The sequence below is a fragment of the Rhodopseudomonas palustris HaA2 genome (genome assembly GCF_000013365.1).
Taxonomy (GTDB): Bacteria; Pseudomonadota; Alphaproteobacteria; order Rhizobiales; family Xanthobacteraceae; genus Rhodopseudomonas; species Rhodopseudomonas palustris_J.
Window position 1 is genome coordinate 4,547,592 of record NC_007778.1, and the last position, 20,091, is coordinate 4,567,682.

Sequence of the window (20,091 nt, forward strand, 5' to 3'; positions counted from 1 at the left end):
TCAGGCCACCAGCTTGGCGCGACGGACGAGCGGGCGCGCGAACAATTCAGCGAGGTCGGCCGCCTGCTCGTACCCCTGGATCGGGGTGAAGACGAGTTCAATCGACCACTTCGTGGTGATGCCTTCGGCCTCGAGCGGATTGGCGAGGCCGAGACCGCAGACGGCGATGTCGGGACGTGCAAGCCGGCAGCGGTCGAGCTGCAGGTCGACGTCCTGACCTTCGGTCAGCGCGACGCCGGCGGGCAGCAGCTTCAGCTCCTCCGCGAGATGCTCGCGGTGCAGATACGGCGTGCCGACCTCGACCAATTGCATCGACAGCTCGCGCGCGAGAAACCGCGCCAGCGGAATTTCGAGCTGGGAGTCGGGAAAGAAGAAAATCCGGCGGCCACCGAGTTCGGCCTTGTAGGCGCCGAGCGCGCGTTCGGCACGGACGCGGTTCGGCTCCGTCACCCGGTCGAATGTCGCAGCGTCGATCCCAAATGCATCGGCGGCGGCGCGCAGCCAGCCGGTGGTGCCTTCGACGCCGAGCGGGAACGGCGCGGCCAGCCGCTTGGCGCCGCGCTCCTGCAGCGCACGCACGGTGTCCGGCAGGAACGGCTGCGCCATCAGGATCTTGGTGTTCGGGCCAACGCTCGGCAGCGCGGTCGATTTGCGCGGCGGAAAGAACTGCACGGGGCCGATGCCGAGCGCATCGAACATCCGCATGAACTGGTCCTCGACGACGTCGGCGAGCGAGCCTATCACCAGCAGCGACGACGTTTCGTCCTGGGCCGCGGGCAATGCCGGCACCAGCGACGCGAGGCAGGAATCCTCGCCCTGGGTGAAGGTGGTCTCGATGCCGCTGCCAGAGTAGTTCAGGATGCGCACGCCGGGCGAGAACCGCTGCGACAGCCGCAGCGCCGCGCGCGACAGATCGAGCTTGATCACTTCCGACGGGCAGGAACCGACGAGGAACAGCAGCTTGATGTCGGGCCGCCGGGTCAGCAACTGCGTGACGATGCGATCGAGTTCGTCATTGGCGTCGGTGAGACCGGCGAGGTCCTTCTCTTCCATGATGGCGGTGCCGAAGCGCGGTTCGGCGAAGATCATCACGCCGGCGGCCGACTGGATCAGATGCGCACAAGTACGCGAGCCGACGACCAGGAAGAACGCGTCCTGAATCTTGCGGTGAAGCCAGACGATGCCGGTGAGACCGCAGAAGACTTCGCGCTGGCCGCTCTCGGTGCGAACCGCACGCGAGACAGGATCTTCCGCTGGCGCGGCGCAGGGCTGCACGTGGACGGTCATGCGCGGCTCCCCGAAATGCCGGGAGCATTCATCGCAGCAATCCGCTCGTCGCGGCGCGCGGCGCGAAGCTTGAGCAGAAATTGCGCGGCGTTGACCACGTAGGTCGCATAGGCGGCGAGCGCGGCCAGCATCTGCTGGCGCGGATCACCAATGCCGGCGAACAGCATCACCAGATAGGTGGTGTGCAGCGCCAGCACGAGGAAACTGAAGACGTCCTCCCAGAAGAAAGCCGGCGCGAACAGATAGCAGCCGAAGACTTCCTTCTCCCAGATCGCGCCTGTGATCATGATGGTGTAGAGCACCAGCGTCTTGATCACGACCGACACGGTTGCGGCGGTGTAACCGTCCCCCGTCGCCAGATATCGGAGCACCAGCCCGAGGCTGATCAGGAAGACCAGAAATTGGACCGGCGCGAGAATTCCCTGCACCAGGGTCCATTTTGTTGCATCGCGGCGAAGCCGCTCTTCTGGGGTGTAAAGCGTCTTAAGCTGCTGCACTGGCTGCCGAACCTTTGCGGCTTCAGCCGCCGCGCCATGCGGCACTGCGGAAGATGTTTTGACGGCGTCGATGTAAAGAACATTTGACACATCGCGGTCGCGGTGATGCGATACCGACGAATGTGGCGAGGAAGCAGACACCGTCACACCGCGACAGTCATTTTCTTGATCTGATGCTGTTCTGCGGTGCACCGCGCCACTCCCTAAGTGCGGCTGATCGACAAAGGCTAGTCTCGGATCCTAGAACTGTCAACCAAACCATACGTAAATTAAACTTGACGGTCGGAAGGCCGTTCGGGTTAGCTGGCTAGAAGGGAGTATCCAATGACCAACCGGAACGAGCTTTCGCTTCCGCCAGCCACCGACACCGAGCAGACCCAGTTACCTTTAAGACCGCAGGATTTATCGCCCCCAGAGCCGCTCTGGCGGTTTCGGCCTTTAATCGGTGCCAGAGGCATTGTCCGTTCGATGCGCACCCAGATACTCCCCCAGGTTGGCTACGCCCTGCGCTCCATGTCCTTTCCCGCGCTTTCCGCACCCACCGATCCGTCTGCACCATTCGAGGTGCAGCAGTTCACGCTTCTGGTGCTCGGTTTAGACGAGAGCGCGGCCTTGGCCTATGTCGAGTCTCTTAGCGCGCGAGGGGCCTCCACTGATTTGATCTTCCTCAACCTGCTGGCGCCTGCGGCGCGGCGACTGGGAGAGATGTGGGAGGACGACACGACCGACTTCGCCAATGTGACTCTCGGGGTCAGTCGCCTTCAGCGCATCCTTCGCCAGATCGGCGAGAACCATGGCCGGACCGAAGCTCTGCAACGCAGCGGCGCTGTCCTGCTCACCACCATCCCCGGCGAACAACACAGCTTCGGCCTTGCGATGGTCGCGGAGTTTTTCCGCAACGACGGCTGGGACATCTGCACCGGCCCTTTCGCCACGCATCGTGACATGACGACGCTGGTCGCGGAGCGCTGGTTCGACGTGATCGGCTTCTCCGTGACCAGCGACAGGCGGTTGAACCAGTTGAAGAGCAATATCGTCGACATTCGTCGCGATTCCCGCAATCGCCGCATCGGCGTGATCGTCGGCGGGCCAATGCTGGTCGATCGACCGGAGTTGGTGGGCTCGCTCGGCGCCGACGGGATGGCAATCGACGGTGCGCGCGCGCCGCAGCTCGCCCGAGAACTGGTGATTGCCTTGAAAGGCGAAGATTCACTGTGACGGATATTCGCGCCCCTGCTTCCGCACTGCTATAAGGCGGCGTCAAGCCGGGGAACCGAAATGGTCTCAGTCACCGCGGTCAGCGACGAGCCGAGTGTCGTCACCGCTCTTTACCTTCGCACCAAAGCTCTGCACCTCGAAGCCGAGCGCACCGGCATCGTGGCCGATATCTTGCGCGGAGCCGCGAGCCGTGACGGATACGTCCTGCTGATGCGCAATCTGCATCCGGCCTATCGCGAGCTCGAGGACGGGATCGAACGCCATCGCAACAGCCCAATTCTCGCGCCGCTGGCGCGATGGTGCCTGGCGCGAACATCCGCAATCGCAGCGGATCTGACGGCGCTGGCTGGTCCGAACTGGGCGGAGCAATGGCCGCTTCTGCCGGAGGGCGAGGCCTATGCCCGCACGATCACGCTTGCGGCCGAGGGCGACGGCAGTCGGTTGATCGCCCACGCCTACACACGCTATCTCGGCGATCTCAACGGCGGCCAGATCGTGCGCCGCCTGCTCGAAAAGTCGCTCGGACTCGGCGCGTCCGAACTTTCACATTACGACTTCTCCGCGATTGCCGAGCCGGCGACGCTGAAGTCCGACTATCGCCAGGCGCTGGAACGGGCCGGAGCGGCGGCCGCCGCCTCCGACGCAATCGTCAAGGAGGGGGCGCACGCCTTCGAATGCAACATTGCCCTGTCGGTCGCCGTCCAACGGCGTTTGGCGGACACCCTGGTGCCACGACCGTCTTAGTGCAGCTTCGGATCCGGAGCCCGGGCCTTGATGGGATCAGGCCGGCCGCCCCCATCCCTAGCTGTTGGACTTGTTGTTTCTTGTCGTGTTGTCGTTCCCGCTGGTGCGGGACGCGTGCAGCATCAAATACTCGAGGACTTCCGCAGTGCGCAGCGTCGAATTGCGCACGCCTTCGAGCATTTCGGCAATCCGCCCGGTCTCGACCCCATAGGTGATCTCCAGCGCCGCGAGCTGGGCGTTCTCGACCAGCGACGACAACAGATTCTGATAGACGAGGTCGGATTTCGAATCCAACCGCACGCTGCCGACCCGACTGCTTTTGATGATGCCTTCCTGGAAACGGCCACGCGCCGCTTCAGCAGCGCGGCGGTCGGTGTTGTCGGTGAAGATCAGCACGAAGCCGAGCGCGCGATCGCGCGACGGGACCACCGGGTCGGCCCGCACCATCAACGGACGCGGCTCGTTTCCCCCGCCGCGCAACAGCAATTCGCCCCGCCAGCCGCGCCGTCGACTGATCAGCTCGCCGACATTCCGCAGGAAATCGTAGGGTTCGACGAAGGCCGAGGCGAGATCGTCCAGTCGCTGGACGGGCGGATGCGCCTGCGGCAGCATCGATGTGAACGCGTCGTTCATCAGCAGGATCTTGCCTTCGATGTCGGCGATCACCACCGGATGGTCGGAGGTCAGCACCTGACGGGAGAACTGGTCGAGTTGCTCCTGGGCGATCAGCGTTCGTACGGCGCGGAACTGCAAGACGATGTCGGCGACAGACTGGCCGATCATCCGCACCGCTGCCAGGTCGGCCGGCGTCCACGGATCGGAAGTCCCTTCGACCACCTGATTCCATTTGGCGAACGAGCGCCGGGGGGAAAGATCAGCCGGCGTATCTCCGATCACGAAAGGCTTTTTCGGATCGCCGCCCCAGGTCACCGTGCGCACACGCTCGGGACGGAACCAGATGAGGAATTCGCCCGGATGGTTGGAGACCGGCGCCGCCGCGACGCCGCTCGCGACGCGCGTCAACGGCGCGAATTCCGGCGCATCGAGACCGAGCGACGATGTCGAGATCACCGACACGCGGGGCTGGCGGCTGAGCCAGGCGGCGACCTCGCGAATATCCTGGGTGCCTGGCACTTCACCGATCGTGGTGACCTGCCCCTCGTACACCAGCGCGCCACCAGTCGCACCGACCGGCGGCAGGATCGACTGCGTCGTGTCGAAGATCGCCGCGCGCCAGTCGCCCTCCCGCGAGATCGCTTCGATCATGCGTTGCTCGAGCCGCTGCACGAACAGTTCGGACTGGCTTTGCGCAAAGCTCTCGAGTGCGGTGATCCGCGTGGCGATCGCCTCGGCGAGCAGCTCGCAGACGGCGCGCAGCTCGAAATGGATGAAGCGCGGCTGATAGTGATGGCAGGCGACCAGTCCCCACAGTTTGCCGCCGACCACCAGCGACACCACCAGCGTCGCGCGGACGCCCATGTTCTTCAGATACTGCAGATGGATCGGCGACATCGAGCGGAGAAAGCAGCTCGACATGTCGAGGTCGCGCCCGGTGAGAGGTGACAGCCGCGGCTGCAGGGGCACCGGCTCGTAGCCGACGTCGACCAGCACGCGCACGCGAATTCGCTCGTACAAGCGTCGCGCCATTTGCGGAATGTCGGAGGACGGATAACGGTTGCTGAGATAGGATTCGAGCCCCGGGACGTGGCGCTCGGAGAACACCTCGCCGTGGCCCTCTTCGTCGAAACGGTAGATCATCACCCGGTCGTAGCCGGTGCGATTCTGGAACAGCACCGCAGCTTCTTCGCACAAGGCGCGAACCGAGCTCGCGGTCCGGATCTTGTCCAGCGCCTGCCCGACCATCAGCGACAGATCGACCGGCGGGCCGGCGCGCTCCAGCTCGACGATCAGCCCCCCTTCCAGCGGCCGATGGATCAAGCCGTCGAAATCCGCCCCCGGGCTGCCGATCCGGCAGCGCACGGCGATCGGCGTTCCCTCGGAAGTCGGGTCGAGATGAGGCAGGATACGGATCAGCAGATCGCCTTCGAGTTCGGCGAGCGGCAGACCGAGCACCCGCTCGACGTTGAGGAACTCGGCGGCGTTGGCGCTGGCTTGAACGATACGGTGATCCGGCTCGCTGATCACCAGCAGAGCGCCGTGCGGCTGAATCGAACCGGCAAGATGAATTTGCTCCTGCTCGCAGTTCGAAAGATCGGCGGTTCCGAATGCGGGGGAGATCGTCGCTTCAGCCGTCACTCAGTCCTCGGCGTTTTGGGAGACGGCACCCTTGTCGTCGAGCCCATAGCGCGCGAGCTTGGCATAGAGACTTTGCCGGCTCAACCCCAGCAGTTCGGCAGTGGCCGTGCGGTTGCCCTTGGTGAGTTCCAGCGCTTCCTTGACATAGTGGCGTTCGACGATGCCTACGGTATTCTTGACCAGCTTTCTCAGCGAAGAGCGGCCGAGCTGCTTGCTGATCGGGCCGAGCGCCGAGCGTAGTGCATCGCTTTCGCCGCCGCCGAGACGCCGCGACACATTCCTGATCAGTACACCGAGGTAGTTGTGGTCGTCGCCGTCGACCGCCGAGATCTCGACATCCGTCTCGCTCCCGAGTTCGCCGCGAATGGAGGTCTGAAACAGCCGCACGGTCTTGTAGCGCTGCAGATGCGACATCAGCGCCGCGAGGTCTGCACCGGGCTGATTGAGCCAACGACCGAGCGATTCGCCGATCGCGGATCCCTTCGAGCCGATCTGGACGAGGTCCAGAAAGGCCTGATTGGCGTGGCGGATGACGCCGCCGGCGTCGAGCGCGACGAAGCCGTCCGGCACCCGGTCGATCAGCGTCTTGAGCACGGTCGGCTCGGCGCGTTCGTCGTCCCGCGAAGTCGTGGCGACCGGTGAGAATTGCAGCAGGAACACCTGCCCTTGTTCCGACGACACCAGCGAGCCACGCAACATCCATGGCCGCGCATCGCGGCCGATATGCACGAGGATGCTCAGCGCTTTGCCGCGATCACGGACCCGCGCCAGCATTTCGCGAACCGCATCGCGGTCGAGCTGCGCAACCTCGTTCAAGATCTCGCGGCCGGTGACATCCTCGTTGTCACGGTCGACCCCGCTGAGGGCCTGCACCGCGGCCCGATTGGCCTCGACGATCCGGAGATCGTGCGCCGAGACGATCATCACCGCTTCGGTTGCAGCGTCGAATACCAGCCGATAACGCGTTTCCATTTCACGCAGCCGCCAGTAGTCGCGCTCGATCGTTTGTTGCGCCGCAATCAGTCGCGCATGCAGTTCGGTCACCGCCTGCAGGTTCTTGCCCACCGCGAGCAGTCCGGTGCGATCACCGAGTAGCATGGTGGTGAATTCGATCGGGAGCTCGGCGCCGGACGGAAATCGTTGATTTACCTGCCGAAATGCAGAGATTCCGCTGGTCCGGGCATCCTCGACCATGCGCCGGACCTTGTCGCCACCATCATCGCCGGCAACATCGGTCCAGGCTTGGCCGAGCCAACCCTGAACACTTTCCCCGGCCAGAGCCGGTGAAAGGGAAGCGTCGCGGATCACGCCATCCATATCCAGAAGGAGGGTGATGTCGGGTTGGGCGGGTTTTGCAGACATCGATCCACTCGCGAGCGGCGGTTCGGCGTCCCCGAGACGCAGTCGAACGGTACGCTCTGCAGCAATTATGCAGACAGCGTGCCAATGACAAGTGGAAGCGGCACAGAACCGTCAAGAAATCCGCCGAATTGCTTATTCCGCAATAAAATTACGCCGATTCAAGGCGATAGCCGTCGAATACTTCGTGCGAGGTGGTACCTCCGTTGTCAGAATTGCTTTACAGGCCACTTTAGAACGGGTTTGGATAGGGCTGTTGTCCGGCCCCGCAGAGGGCCTGATTCCGTTGGGCGTAACGACGAGATCTATGGAGAGAGACGTGGTCCGAAAATTTCTCGCAATTGTCACCATCACCGCTGCCGCAGGATCTCTGTCGACAGGTATCGCCTCGGCGCAGGACGCCGCCAAGGGCGAAGCGGTGTTCAAGCAGTGCATGACCTGCCATCGTGCCGACAAGAATATGGTCGGACCGGCCCTCGGCGGCGCCGTCGGCCGTAAGGCGGGCACGGCTGCCGGCTTCACCTATTCGCCGCTGAACCACAATTCCGGCGAAGCCGGTCTGGTCTGGACCCAGGAAAACATCGTGGCCTACCTGCCGGATCCGAATGCCTTCCTGAAGAAGTTCCTCACCGACAAGGGCCAGGCCGACAAGGCCGTCGGTTCGACCAAGATGACCTTCAAACTGGCCAACGAACAGCAGCGCAAGGATGTTGCGGCGTATCTCGCCACGCTGAAGTAAGCTGGACTGATCTCTCTGATTGATTGCTGCTGACGCGAAAGCCCTGGTTCTGATCCTCAGAACCGGGGCTTTTGCTTTTTCTGCCCTTGCGCTGGGTTCGCCGAGGCGCCCCGTCGCCGAGCCCGGAGGCGTTCAATTCCGCCAGCGCCGGCGGACATCGACCAGGTGGGCCAATCCCGCCGCCATCAGGCAAAGCGTCGGCACCAACCACCCCGCCCCCGCCAGCACGGCGCGCAGCGCCAGCAGCATCAGGGCGCCCGATATCATACCGGGCAGGAAATCGGCCGGCGCAATCCCCCGGTTTCGCCATAGCCAATAGCCGATCACGGCGAAGGCCTCGAGGGCCAGAACGATCAGCACGGCGTCCACGATGAAGCCACTCGCGAACAAATCCGACATCATCGACATGGAGAACACCGGCGGGCGAGAGCCATCGCGCAATCAGGCGATCAGGAGAACGGTGCGTTGAGTCGCACCACGGTCCAGTTCAGATAGGCCGCGAAGCTGACCCAGAGCAGATACGGCATCAAATAGTAGGTCGCGGTCCGGGCGCTGCGCCAGAACACCACGATTCCGACCAGCACCGACAGCCACAGCAGCGGCACTTCGAGCAACGCCCAGTCCGGCCGCTGCACGGTGAAGAACAGCATGCTCCACAGCAGGTTGAAGAACCCGTTGGCGGCGAAGATGCCGATCACCCAGTCGCGCTGCGCCCTGCTGTGAGCCCCACGCCAGGCGTGGATGGCAGACATTGCGGCGAGCGCGAAGATCACCGTCCAAGCCGGACCGAAGGCCCAGTCCGGCGGCTGCCACCAGGGCTTGATCAGGCTCTGATACCAGATCCCGGTGTCGGTCAGAGATCCGCCGAGCAGCCCAACCAGGATCGCGACGGAAAAGGCAACGAAAATAGGATTCAAGTCGAGCCTGCCGAGGTTACACCGAAGCCAGGCCGGTCATGTGGGCCAGATTCTTGAAGAAGATCCGGACATGGGCGATCGGCTTGGCGCGGACCAGTTTCTTGTTCATGTAGGCGTCCCAGGTCAGCTTCTGGACGTCTTGATCACGGCAGATACTGACGAATTGCTCGCGGCGTTTGTCGTTGGCGTACCAGTACCACTGCATCAGGCCGAGGATCCGGAACACCGAGCCGTTCGCGCGCATGAAACGCTTGCGTGCCAGCTTCAGCGCCTTCGCGTCCGCTGTGTCGAGAAATTCACCGACGGCCTCGGCCGCAAGCCGGCCGCCGACCAACGCGTAGTAGATGCCCTCGCCCGACGCCGGCGCCACCACGCCGGCCGCATCGCCGGCGAGCAGCACGCTGTGACCGTCGTCCCAGCGCGGCAGCGGATGCAGCGGGATCGGTGCGCCTTCCTTTCGGATGGTCTCGACCTCGTCGAGCCCGGTCTGCTTGCGCAACTCGGCGACCGAGTCGCGAAGCGAGAAGCCCTTGTGCATCGAGCCGGTGCCGACGCTGACGGTGTCGCCATGCGGGAACACCCAGCCGTAGAAGTCCGGCGACACCTTGCCCTGGTAGTACACGTCGCAACGCCGGCTCTCGTACGCGGCCTGTCCCGGCTGCGGCGCCTTGATGATCTCGTGATAGGCGAACACGAACGGAACCCGGTCGGCGTCCGGCAAGAACTGCCGCGCGACCGCCGACACCGCGCCGTCGGCGCCGATGATCGCCCGCGCCCGGACCGTCTGGTCCTGCATCGTGCCGTCGGGTAGACGCTCCTCGTAGTGCACGATGTTGACGCCGCTCTCGTCGCGGGTGAAGCGCCGGAAAAGTCCGGTGCGGCGCTCGGCGCCGACATTTGCGGCGCGCTGGCGCAGCCATTCGTCGAAATGCTCGCGATCGACCATGCCGACGAAGCCACCGTCGATCGGCATATCGACTTCGACGTCGGTCGGCGACACCATCCGCGCGGCATTGATCTTGGCGACCAGCATGCTGTCGGGAATGGCAAAATCGCGGATGGCCCGCGGCGGGATCGCACCGCCGCAGGGCTTGATGCGACCGGCGCGGTCGAGCAACACGACGCGCTTGCCGGCCCGCGCGAGATCGCAGGCCGCAGTGGCGCCGGACGGACCACCGCCGACAACGACGACGTCGTAGACCTCGGAATTCTCGCTCATCTCACCCTCCCGCAACCGCGGCGTTGGACAGACCGACGACTTGACTCTGATTTCGGGCAGAACGGACCTGGGCGCGATGCACCCAGACGGCCATCGCGGCGGAGGCAATGAACAGTCCCGCCTCAGCGGCGAACACCGACGCATAGGACAGCGCCGGCGACGACAGGATGAAGCGCGCGACGTCGCTGGCCAGAGTCCCGACGAAGCCGCCGATGCCGAAGGCGATCGCCTGCGCCGCGCCCCACAACCCCATGCGGACGCCTTCGCGCTTTTCGCCGCCGGCGGTGACCAGTTCCATCATCGAGCCGATCGCCGCGACCGCATAGGCGCCGTTGGTGATGCCGAGCAGAAACACGGTTTCCCGCAGCGGCCAGGACGGCCCGACCATCGCAGCCGTCGACAGGCCCAGCAAGGCGATCGCCGAGGCGATGCAGCCGCCGACGGTCCAGATCTGCAAATTGCCGCGCGATCGAGGAAACAGCGCGCCGATCAGCGGCACGAGCGCCATGCCGATCAGCGTGCCGCCATGCTGCACGCTCGACAATTTGGTGGTCTCGCCCGGCGTGAAACCGAACACTGCACCGGCGAACGGCTCCAGGATCAGGTCCTGAGCGCTGTAGGCGAGCATCGACACGAATACGAAGATCGCGAACCGGCGCGCCTGCGGCTCGGCCCAGACTTCCTTGAAGGCGGCGCGGAACGAGCCCTTGTCGGCCGCTTGCTTTGCCACCACCTCGGCGGTGGCCGCTTTGCCTTCGATGCCCCAGACGCCGACGAAAGTGAGCAGCATCGCGATCACCGAGACCCCGCCCGACACCGCGACCAGCCGCGCCGGCGAGAACGGATCGAGCAGATGGCCGGCGAAGCCGGTGGTGACGATAAATCCTGCGATCATCATCACCCACACTATGGTCGCCGCCGCCGCGCGTCGGCGTTCGTCGGTGCGCTTGGCGAGCAGCACCAACAGCGATGTTCCGGCCGCGCCGACGCCACCGCCGATCAGACAAAACGCGACGATGGCGAGAGCCACGCCGAACAGCGGCTGCGTGCTCATCCATGCCGTCGCGACTGCAGCGAGGAAGCCGCCGAGCGCGAGCACGGCCATGCCGCCGATGATCCATGGCGTCCGCCGCGCGCCGCGGTCGGAGCCGTGGCCCCAGGCCGGGCGGAACACCTGCAGCGCATAGTGGATCGCGACCAGCGCGCCCGGCAGCATCGCCGGAAGTGCCAGTTCCACCACCATCACGCGGTTCAAGGTCGAGGTGGTGAGCACGACGATGGCGCCAAGGCCGGTTTGCACCAGACCCATTCGGACAATGCCAAGCCAAGACAATGGTCGCATCATGATCAGGCGCCTCCGATCGAGTGAGCGTTCATGCGGACGGTCCGAACGGCGAGACCGCGACCGCACTCGCCATCATGCCCATGACATAGAGCGCGACACCGAGGCCGCTGAACCAGGTGGCGCGCTCGACCGGCGCGCGGAGAAACCGCACCATCAGGCCGAGTTGCACCGCCAGCACCAGGCCGACGATGGCGGCCTGAATCGGGCGGTCCCACCCCAGCAGCAGCGCGATGACGATCACCTGCGGGATCGCCATCACGGCGCAGGCGACGCGGGCCGCGTTGTCGACCCCGAGCTTGACCGGCAGCGAGCCGACCCCGGTCTTGATATCGCCCTCGATCGACTTGAAGTCGTTGAGCGTCATGATGCCGTGCGCGCCGGCGCTGTAGAGCAGAGCCAAAGTCACGATCCACCACGGCGGCAGCCCGCCGAGCATCACCGCGGCGCCGGTGAACCAGGCGAAGCCTTCATAGGTGATGGCGCAGGCGCCGTTGCCGAGCCAGCCATTCTGCTTCAGCCGGAACGGCGGCATCGAATACATCCAGGCCAGCACCAGCCCGAGCGCGGCGGCGCCGAACACCCAGACTCCGAGCTGGCTCGCGAGCAGCAGCGATGCGCCGGTCCAGAGATAGGACAGATACAGCCCCCAGCGTCCCGGGATCCGCCCCGACGGGATCGGCCGGTTGGGTTCGTTGATGGCGTCGACGTCGCGGTCGAACCAGTCGTTGACCACTTGGCTGCTGGCGACCAGGAGCGGCCCGCACAGCACGATGCCGGCGATCACTTCCGGCCATCGGGCGGAGATCGGCACGCCCGACGACACCACGCCGCAGGCGAACGCCCACATCGGCGGAAACCAGGTGATGGGGTGAAGCACCTCGAGCACCGCCGATGGCGCCGGACGCGTGATCATGGCGTTACTCATCCGCGTCGCATCGGTCTTATTCATCTGCAGCCTCTCCCTCCGGCGCGTGTTCCGCGAGGCCGTAGCGACGCAATTTCACATACAGGCTTTGACGGCTGAGACCCAGCATGTCGGCCGCCGACGCCCGGTTGTCGCCGGTCAGCTCCAGCGCCGCCTCGATCGACAGCTTTTCGATCACATCGGTGGTTTCGCGCACGAGGTCGCGCAGCGGCACCCGGCCGATCAGTTCGGTGAGTTGGGCCACCGAGCGCGGCAGTTCCCGCTTCGAACTCGGCGACGCGGGCAACCGCTTCTCGACGTTGCGGATCGCGAAGCCGAAGCACGGCTTGTCCTCGATGTCGTTCAGCGCGACCGCCGAGACCTCGACTTCGGCGGCAGCGCCGTACTCGCCGCGCAGCACGGTTGCGAACAGTTTGATGGCGCCGCTCTGCCGCAAATTGGCCAGCGCGACGCTGAGATCGACGCCGGTCCGGCCGAGCCAACGGTCGAGCAATTGGCCGCGCGCCTGCTCGGCGCTGCCGAGTTGCGCCATTTCCAGAAAGGCGAGATTGGCCCGAATGACGCGTCCGTCGAACTGGGTGATGACCAGCGCGTCGGCGCCGGCCTCGAAGTACTTCAGCAGCAACGACGCATTCTTCGCGGCGCCGCTTTCCGGCACGGCCGATTGCGATGTCAGGCGGACCAGGAACAGCGAGGCGTTCTCTTGCCTGAACAAGGACGCCGACAATTCGCACTCGCGGCCGCTGCTGGCGAGTCGCACTTTGGCGCGGCCGTCCCGGCCGGTGGTGCGGACCTCGCCGAACAATTTCATCACGACCTGCTGGTCGGCGCTGCCGAAATGGCCGATGACCGCCGAATTCAATGTCTGCGCTGCAGTCATGTCGAACAGCGCCAGCGTCGCCGGGTTGGCATCCACGATCAATTCGCTGCTCGCGTCGACGATCATGACGGCTTCCGACGAGACCTGAAACAGCAGCCGGTACCGCGTTTCGGCGTGCCGCAGCCGGATGTAGTCTCGCTCCATCGACTGCTGGGCGTTGATTAGACGCTGTTGCATCATCGCGAGTTGACGCAGATCACGGCCGACCACCAGCAGGCGATCGTCGGGCCCGTAATTGATGGCCGAGTACAGCACCGGCACGTCGTCGCCGCCCGGCGAGGGATGGTTGACCTGACGCCAGGTCGGCGCGTCACGCACGGTCGCGTCGAGCAACAGCTCGCGAATTTTCGGCTGAGTGTCGGAGGTCACGATGTCGACCAGCCGGGACTCGAGCCAACGGCCCTGGCCGTCCAGTTCGAGAGCCAGTTCGTCCTTGTTGAACGCCACGTCCCGGATCACGCCCTGCGAATCGACGACCAGCGCGACATCGGTCGCAGCGGCGATCAGCTTGGCGGCAGACTGGGCACCGAGATCCCCCAGCGACTCCTTCGGAGATTTGAACACTTGCACCAGGGCAAATATCCTCCTGCAAAAACTCGTCCTCCACTCCGGCGTCTGCGTCCAAACAAGTCGGGTCTCTACTGATCCGAAGCCCTCTGGCTGGCTCCGTATCGTCGTCGACGAGCTTGTCGTTGGCCTGACAGGCGCGGGTGGGAAGGGTTTCCTTTACCGCACATTGTTGCGAACGTCATTACCGGCAGGAAAAACTTCTCTCGGGCGACACCTGTTGGGGAGCTGAATTAGCAGCGCACGCCTGATCGGATTTTTGCAATCAGGCGTGCGCACTTTGTGTCGTCTGGATGTCGGGTCGCTCAGCGCGGCGGAGCGAGACCGTGCTTCACACCCCAGTCGAACCAGTTGTCGACCACCGGACCGGTGAGGATGATGCCGATCGCGCCGGTCAGCGGCGTGAGAACGGCGAACCACCAGGCCCAGCGATGGATCGATTCCGCGGTGGCGTTGAAGCCCATCGTCCAGCGCCAGAACAGAGCAGCGCGTTCAAGTGCGGTACCGCGGTCCAGCATCTGCTCGATTTCGCGCTCGCCGCCGTAGCGGCTCACGGCCAGAATGGTCGCACCGTGCATGGCGAACAGCAGGGCCGAGCCATACAGGAAGGCGATCGAGAGACAGTGGAAGGGGTTGTAGTAGAGATTGCCGTACTTGATCGAGAAGTTGTTGGTCCAGTCGAGGTGCGGGAAGATGCCGAACGGCGGAGCTTCGCTCCAGGTGCCCATCAGCAGCGGCTGAATGAAGCCGATGGCGAGGTACAACAGGATCGCCGAAGCGAACGCCCACGACACGTGGGTCCCCATGCCGAGCGCCCGCGCGCGGCGATAGGTGCGGACCCACCACAGCACGATGGACACCGTCAGGAAGAAGCCGGCCATCAGCCACCAGCCGCCTTCCTTGAGCGGCGGGATCGACAGACCGTATTCCGGCTTCGGCGGCTCGAGCGCGAGCCAGCAGAACTGGCGCAGGAATTCGATCGGACTCCAGTCCACCGCCGCCAACATGTTGAGGCCGATGATCTCGATCGCGACGAAGCCGCACAGCACCGAACAGATCCCGGTGAAGCCGAGATAGATCGGACCCACCTGCGCATCGCCGAGCTTTCCGAGCCAGTAGCTGAAGGTGGTCTTGGTCTCGCGGGGGGAACTGCCGGGTCGTAGCGGCACCCCCGCATAGGCAGGTCCTTCAACCTGGACCTGCGTGAAGATGTTCTGATATTGGGCCATGACAAGACTCTCTTGTGACCGGTTGAATTACGAGTTCCAGATCGGCAGGGTGCGCCACCAATTCCACCAATCCGGCCACGAACCACCTTCGGCGAGCACCGGACCGCTGATGATCATGCAGACCGCGCTGAAGAAAACGGCCGCGAGCGCCAGAAACAGGCCCAGGCGGTGAATGCCGATAGTGCCGATCGAATAGCCGACGAGGTCGCGGAAGATGGTGTTCTCGTGCTCGGGCGACTTGACGGGCTCGCCACGGTCCGGATTCAGGGCCGACAGAACGAGGCCGCCATGCAGCGCTAGCGCCAGACATGTCGTGAAGAAGAAGGTGATCGCGATCATGTGCGCGGGATTGTAGTGGAACTGGCCGTAGGCATAGCCCGTGTTCGACACCCAATCGAGATGCGTGAAGATGCCGTAGGGGAAGCCGTAGCTCCAGGAGCCCATCAGAACCGGACGAATCACAACCAGCGTAACGTAAGCGAAAATCGCGAAGCTGAAGGCGAACGGCACGTGATAGCCGATGCCGAGCTTGCGGCAGATTTCGACTTCACGAAGCGCCCACGAAACGAACGCGCCGGTCGCGAAGATCGAGACCCACTGCCAGATGCCGCCTTCGGCGAGCGGAGCGAAACCCAGGCCGTATTTGGCATCCGGCGGGTTGACGCTGATCTGCCAAAGAACCCAGGTCGGGCCGAGCGCGGTATTCCAGATGATCAGCGCAGTCCCCATCAGGGCGCAGAACACCGTCGCGACGCCGAAAAACCCGACATAGAACGGACCGACCCAGAAATCGAATAGGTCGCCTCCGATTAGCGTTCCGCCACGAACGCGGTATTTTTTCTCAAAACTGAGCATTGCCATCGATCGTTCCTCCGCGAGCGCGCCAGGGATAATCCATCGTAGTGATCCAGGTGAAATCGCTTCCCGGAAGCGGACGGGCCCGGCAGGTGGGTCCGTTTCCCGTCCGTTCCGGTAAGCAGTTCATCACGCCGTTAGACGGGCATGCTGGTGTAGGTCTGAGAGATCTCAGCCGTCTTCTTCGGGCCATCCAGCCAGTTGAAGCGGCTGGTGCTCAGCAGGATGAAGTGGATGATGATGGCCAGGCCGAACAGGAACACGAACAGCAGGACCAGCGCGCGACGCGGATCAAACAGAAGCCAAATTCGCCACATAGTAGTCTCCCCTTAGCACAGGACCGAAGTCAGTTGATGAACGCTGTCCATCGCATAGCCGGTGGCTTTCGGCAGCCACGGACGCCACATCCAGGCGAGGATGTGAGCAACCACAGCGACGACGATGAAAAGGAAGAAGCTCGTCACGAAGATCGAGTGGAATTCCTTGGCTTCCGCTTCGGAAAGTCCCGAGATGGAACCGTCACTCATTTGGTACACCTCCTAGTGATGGCCTTATCGGCCGACACGCCGCCCAAGATCGCGGGCGGCCAACGATTGCCGTATCGTTTCCGAAACGACAGCGAGTTACCGTTTCGTTTCCGAGACGGCAGTGTTCCGTCCGGCAAGCCGGACGAAATTCGAATTACATGCCCATGAACGACGAGGTGACCATCACGCTCGCCGCGTTGTGGGCTTCACCGAACACCGATTGATGCTGACCCGACTTCTTGCGCCACGGCATCGCTCGCGTCACGATCGCGCGGATCAGGAACAAGACGTAGCAGCCGCCGAACATCAGCCGGCACTCGATCGCGGCGTTATCCTGGAGCAACCTCGAGCGACTGCCGGTGTGGACGTAGTCGGACATCGTTCATCTCCTCAGTCTTGGATTGCGCATATTTGGTCGCGACATTGTGATGCGCATTGTTCTAGCTCAAATCATCGTTACACAGTCTGCCCGTCCATCAGCGCTGCACGCGCTTTCGTGACGAATTCTTCGGTCACACGCTCCTGGCCGGCGCGGCGCGCGCTATTCTCGGCTGCGTCGCGCAAGCGCTTCGCCGCGGAAATTCGCACCAGCACCGGATGAGCTTCGAGAACCTCGTCGAGCAGCGCCTTGGCCTCGTCACTCCAGAGCAGCTCTTCGTGACGGCGCGCCGGGGTCGGATCGACCCGATCGAGATCACTGCCGAGCGGCAGGATGTTGAACAGCGCGTCGAACAGCGCGTTGCAGACCTCCTGCACCAGATAGGTCGCGCCGGAGTATCCCATGAAGGGCGTGCCGAGATGGCGGCGGATCACCGCGCCGGGAAACGACGCCGGGATGTAGATCGCGCGTGAGCCGGATTCGGCGAGGTACATTCTTTCGTTGTAGCTTCCGAACATGATCAACGGCGGGGTCTGCCGGATCGCGGTCCGCACCGCGTCGTTGTCCGGCTTGACGCCGGCCCGGCGCGACATCGCGAAGGCGCACGGCAGGCCCATTTCCTCTTCGAGGAAATGCCGCACACCGCGGGCGTACGTGTCGGTCGCGACGATCGCGAAGCTGGCGGTGCCGAAGAAGTCCTGCGTCACCGAGCGCCAAAGGTCCCACAACGGCTTGATCGTGGTGTTCTTCTCGCGCTCGATGAACGGCTCCGGATCGAGACCGGTGAGTTCGCCGAGCTTGCGCAGGAAGCGCGTCGTCGAATGCAGTCCGATCGGCGCCTGGAGATACGGCCGCTCCAAGGTTTCGCACAGCAGCCGGCCGAACTCGCGATACATGCAGACGTTGACGTCGGCGTTCACCAGCTTCGGGATATCGGACAGATGCGTCCCGAGCGGAAACACCATGTTGACTTCGGCGCCGATGCCCTCGATCAGGCGGCGGATTTCCGCGAGATCGGACGGCATGTTGAACGTGCCGTAGATCGGGCCGATGATGTTGACCCGCGGCTTGACGTCCGGCGACAGCGGCTTGCGCTCCGGAATCTTCTTCGGGCCGTATTCTTTCCACAGCCAAGAGATCGCGCGATCGGCGCTCTGCCACTGGTCTTCGTCGATGGTGCGCGGCAGGAAGCGCTTGATGCCGGTGCCTTCGGGCGTCACGCCGCCGCCGATCATCTCGGCGATCGAACCGGTCACCACGACCGCGGGCATGAACGGGTCGAGCGTGCGATGCGCGCGCTTCATGGCGCCTTCGGTGCCGAGCTTGCCGAGCTCTTCTTCGCCGAGGCCGGTCACGACGATCGGCAGTTCGTGCGGCGGCAGCGCGTCGGTGTAGTGCAGCACCGAGGTCACCGGCAGGTTTTCACAGCCGACCGGGCCGTCGATGATCACCTGCAGGCCCTTCACCGCGGTGAAGGCATAGACGGCGCCCCAATAGCCGCCGGCGCGATCATGGTCGAGGACAAGCATCAGATCATCTCCTCCGCCTTGCGCTTCTTGGCTGCGGCTTCGATCTGCTTCCTGTATTTCTCGCGGAACGCCGGGTTGTCCTTCGGCGTATCTTCCCAGACGCCGGCCGCATAACCCTGCCCGACGTCGCCGAAGAACTCTTTCATTTCGTCGAAGCGCGCCTGGTTGGCGAGCGCCGCGTTGATCACCTGCGCCAGCGAACCGGCACCGGCGACGCCGAACAGCGGCCGCGCCGAGATCAGATTGGTGAAGTACAGCGCCGGGATCGCCATGGTCTTGGCCTTCTGCACCACGGGCGTGGTGCCGATCGCCAGATCCGGCTTGAATTCGTCGACCGCCGCGAAGTCCTGCTCCAGCGAGGCGCGGTACTGCACCCGCACGCCCTTGGCCTCGAGCCATTCGCGATCGAGGTCGGACCATGGCGTGCGCGGCACCGCGGTGCCGACATAAGGCACGCGCGCGCCGCTTTCGATCAGCAGGCGCGCCACCAGAAGCTCGGAGCCCTCATAGCCGGACACCGTGATCCGCGCATCGATCGGCTTGGCAGCGAGCGCCGCCTTGATGGCCGGCAGAAAACGATTCTTGGCGGCGTCGATCTTGTCGCGCGAGACGTTGCAGGCGGTGCCGATCGCTTCCAGCCAGGTCTCGGTGCCGTCATGACCGACCGGCGCGGAGCCGACGGTCTTGCGGCCGGCGAGATCGAACTGGCGGACGCAGGCCTTGTAGAACGGATGGATCGCGGCGACGACCTGGCAGTCGAGCGCCGCATACAGCTCGCGCCATTCGCGGGTCGGCACCACCGGCCCGGCCGCGAGGCCGAGCGGCTCCAGCATCATGTTGATACCAACCGGATCGGCCGGGAACATCTCGCCGAGCAGCGTCACCGTGGGGCGCTCGCTGCGACCGCCGCGCGGCGCCTGCACCGGGCCCTGTTCGGCTTCCTTGCGGGCGTATTCCAGCATCGCCCCGGCCAGCACGTCCTTGGCCTCGGCATGGGTCGGCACGCCGAAGCCCGGCACGTCGATGCCGATGATGCGCACGCCGTTGATCTCGTTCGGCAGTAGATCGAGCGGCACGCCCGAGGCGGTCGGCACGCACAGATTGGTGATGATGATGGTGTCGTAATGTTCGGGATCGGCGAGCTTGAACACTGCGTCGCGGATGTCCTCGAACAGCTTGCCGGTGACCAGCGTCTCCGAATTGAACGGCACGTAGCCGACCGTGCGACGCGCGCCGTAGAAATGCGACACGAAGGTCAAGCCGTAGACGCAGCAGGCCGAGCCGGACAGGATCGTCGCGGTGCGCCGCATCCGCAGGCCGACGCGCAGCGAGCCGAACGCCGGGCACATGCTCTGCGGCTGGTCGTGCGGCCCCTTCGGATAGTCCGCGGCGTAGCGATCGAGAATCTCGCTCTTGCCCGCGGCTTCGGCGGCCGCCTTCATTTCGGCGGCGCCGGCGTGGCAGCCGAGGCCGTCGGCCTTGGTCGCCGCCGCATTGATCGCGGGCGTTGCGCCGTCGGACTCCGACGCGACATCGAGATCAGCAGGATCGCTGACGATCGATTCGCCGATCGGACCGGAATAGCGGGGCATAACGTTCATGACGAACTCCCGGACACG

20 protein-coding genes are annotated in these 20,091 nt (G+C 64.3%); 3 read left to right on the forward strand and 17 right to left on the reverse strand.

Annotated features, from left to right (window positions below):
- Positions 1 to 1,287 carry a ferredoxin:protochlorophyllide reductase (ATP-dependent) subunit N gene (locus tag RPB_RS20075; protein ID WP_011442858.1) on the reverse strand — a complete coding sequence of 429 codons (1,287 nt, stop codon included), beginning with the start codon at positions 1,285 to 1,287 and terminating at the stop codon, positions 1 to 3.
- Entirely contained in the window at positions 1,284 to 1,829 is a 546-nt protein-coding gene (gene bchF / locus RPB_RS20080) for a 2-vinyl bacteriochlorophyllide hydratase (protein ID WP_011442859.1), read from the reverse strand. Before bchF ends, RPB_RS20075 begins: the two co-directional genes overlap by 4 nt.
- A gap of 279 nt (positions 1,830 to 2,108) precedes the next feature.
- Between bchF and RPB_RS20085 the strand changes: the two genes are divergently transcribed.
- Both RPB_RS20085 and RPB_RS20090 read left to right on the forward strand, forming a co-directional pair.
- Positions 2,109 to 3,002: a cobalamin B12-binding domain-containing protein gene (locus RPB_RS20085; RefSeq protein WP_011442860.1), complete on the forward strand. Its 894-nt coding sequence runs from the start codon at positions 2,109 to 2,111 to the stop codon at positions 3,000 to 3,002.
- A gap of 60 nt (positions 3,003 to 3,062) precedes the next feature.
- Complete coding sequence (locus RPB_RS20090) at positions 3,063 to 3,746, forward strand: heme oxygenase (biliverdin-producing) (RefSeq protein WP_011442861.1); 684 nt, start codon at positions 3,063 to 3,065, stop codon at positions 3,744 to 3,746.
- Between the two features lie 57 nt (positions 3,747 to 3,803).
- On the opposite strand, the gene RPB_RS20095 is transcribed toward RPB_RS20090, so the two are convergent.
- Both RPB_RS20095 and ppsR (RPB_RS20100) read right to left on the reverse strand, forming a co-directional pair.
- Complete coding sequence (locus RPB_RS20095; RefSeq protein ID WP_011442862.1) at positions 3,804 to 6,002, reverse strand: GAF domain-containing protein; 2,199 nt, start codon at positions 6,000 to 6,002, stop codon at positions 3,804 to 3,806.
- Positions 6,003 to 7,364: a transcriptional regulator PpsR gene (ppsR, locus tag RPB_RS20100; RefSeq protein WP_011442863.1), complete on the reverse strand. Its 1,362-nt coding sequence runs from the start codon at positions 7,362 to 7,364 to the stop codon at positions 6,003 to 6,005. It abuts the gene before it with no gap.
- 316 nt (positions 7,365 to 7,680) lie between these two features.
- Between ppsR (RPB_RS20100) and RPB_RS20105 the strand changes: the two genes are divergently transcribed.
- The gene (locus RPB_RS20105; protein ID WP_011442864.1) at positions 7,681 to 8,100 is read left to right on the forward strand and encodes a c-type cytochrome; all 420 of its coding nucleotides are present in this window, start codon (positions 7,681 to 7,683) and stop codon (positions 8,098 to 8,100) included.
- A gap of 132 nt (positions 8,101 to 8,232) precedes the next feature.
- Here RPB_RS20105 and RPB_RS20110 read toward each other — a convergent pair whose 3' ends face one another.
- The 13 genes from RPB_RS20110 to bchY all read right to left on the reverse strand — a co-directional run bounded on the left by RPB_RS20110 (position 8,233) and on the right by bchY (position 20,073).
- Entirely contained in the window at positions 8,233 to 8,508 is a 276-nt protein-coding gene (locus RPB_RS20110) for a hypothetical protein (RefSeq protein ID WP_011442865.1), read from the reverse strand.
- Between the two features lie 41 nt (positions 8,509 to 8,549).
- On the reverse strand, positions 8,550 to 9,017 hold the full coding sequence (locus RPB_RS20115) for a TspO/MBR family protein (RefSeq protein ID WP_011442866.1): 468 nt from the start codon (positions 9,015 to 9,017) through the stop codon (positions 8,550 to 8,552).
- A 16-nt stretch (positions 9,018 to 9,033) separates the two neighbouring features.
- Entirely contained in the window at positions 9,034 to 10,236 is a 1,203-nt protein-coding gene (locus RPB_RS20120) for a geranylgeranyl diphosphate reductase (RefSeq protein ID WP_011442867.1), read from the reverse strand.
- A gap of 1 nt (position 10,237) precedes the next feature.
- Complete coding sequence (locus RPB_RS20125) at positions 10,238 to 11,581, reverse strand: BCD family MFS transporter (RefSeq protein WP_011442868.1); 1,344 nt, start codon at positions 11,579 to 11,581, stop codon at positions 10,238 to 10,240.
- A 28-nt stretch (positions 11,582 to 11,609) separates the two neighbouring features.
- Entirely contained in the window at positions 11,610 to 12,506 is an 897-nt protein-coding gene (gene chlG, locus RPB_RS20130; protein ID WP_041798904.1) for a chlorophyll synthase ChlG, read from the reverse strand.
- 16 nt (positions 12,507 to 12,522) lie between these two features.
- Positions 12,523 to 13,956: a transcriptional regulator PpsR gene (gene ppsR, locus RPB_RS20135; RefSeq protein ID WP_011442870.1), complete on the reverse strand. Its 1,434-nt coding sequence runs from the start codon at positions 13,954 to 13,956 to the stop codon at positions 12,523 to 12,525.
- Between the two features lie 302 nt (positions 13,957 to 14,258).
- Entirely contained in the window at positions 14,259 to 15,182 is a 924-nt protein-coding gene (gene pufM / locus RPB_RS20140) for a photosynthetic reaction center subunit M (RefSeq protein WP_011442871.1), read from the reverse strand.
- 27 nt (positions 15,183 to 15,209) lie between these two features.
- Positions 15,210 to 16,043 (reverse strand): photosynthetic reaction center subunit L, encoded by an 834-nt coding sequence (gene pufL, locus RPB_RS20145; RefSeq protein ID WP_011442872.1) that lies wholly within the window; start codon positions 16,041 to 16,043, stop codon positions 15,210 to 15,212.
- 131 nt (positions 16,044 to 16,174) lie between these two features.
- On the reverse strand, positions 16,175 to 16,354 hold the full coding sequence (pufA, locus tag RPB_RS20150; protein ID WP_011442873.1) for a light-harvesting antenna LH1, alpha subunit: 180 nt from the start codon (positions 16,352 to 16,354) through the stop codon (positions 16,175 to 16,177).
- A 12-nt stretch (positions 16,355 to 16,366) separates the two neighbouring features.
- Positions 16,367 to 16,564: a light-harvesting antenna LH1, beta subunit gene (gene pufB / locus RPB_RS20155; RefSeq protein WP_011442874.1), complete on the reverse strand. Its 198-nt coding sequence runs from the start codon at positions 16,562 to 16,564 to the stop codon at positions 16,367 to 16,369.
- Positions 16,565 to 16,718: 154 nt separating this feature from the next.
- On the reverse strand, positions 16,719 to 16,943 hold the full coding sequence (locus RPB_RS20160) for a hypothetical protein (RefSeq protein ID WP_011442875.1): 225 nt from the start codon (positions 16,941 to 16,943) through the stop codon (positions 16,719 to 16,721).
- Between the two features lie 77 nt (positions 16,944 to 17,020).
- Complete coding sequence (gene bchZ, locus RPB_RS20165; RefSeq protein WP_011442876.1) at positions 17,021 to 18,472, reverse strand: chlorophyllide a reductase subunit Z; 1,452 nt, start codon at positions 18,470 to 18,472, stop codon at positions 17,021 to 17,023.
- The gene (bchY, locus tag RPB_RS20170) at positions 18,472 to 20,073 is read right to left on the reverse strand and encodes a chlorophyllide a reductase subunit Y (protein ID WP_011442877.1); all 1,602 of its coding nucleotides are present in this window, start codon (positions 20,071 to 20,073) and stop codon (positions 18,472 to 18,474) included. The genes bchZ and bchY overlap by 1 nt, the downstream gene beginning before the upstream one ends.
- Positions 20,074 to 20,091: the final 18 nt, after the last annotated feature.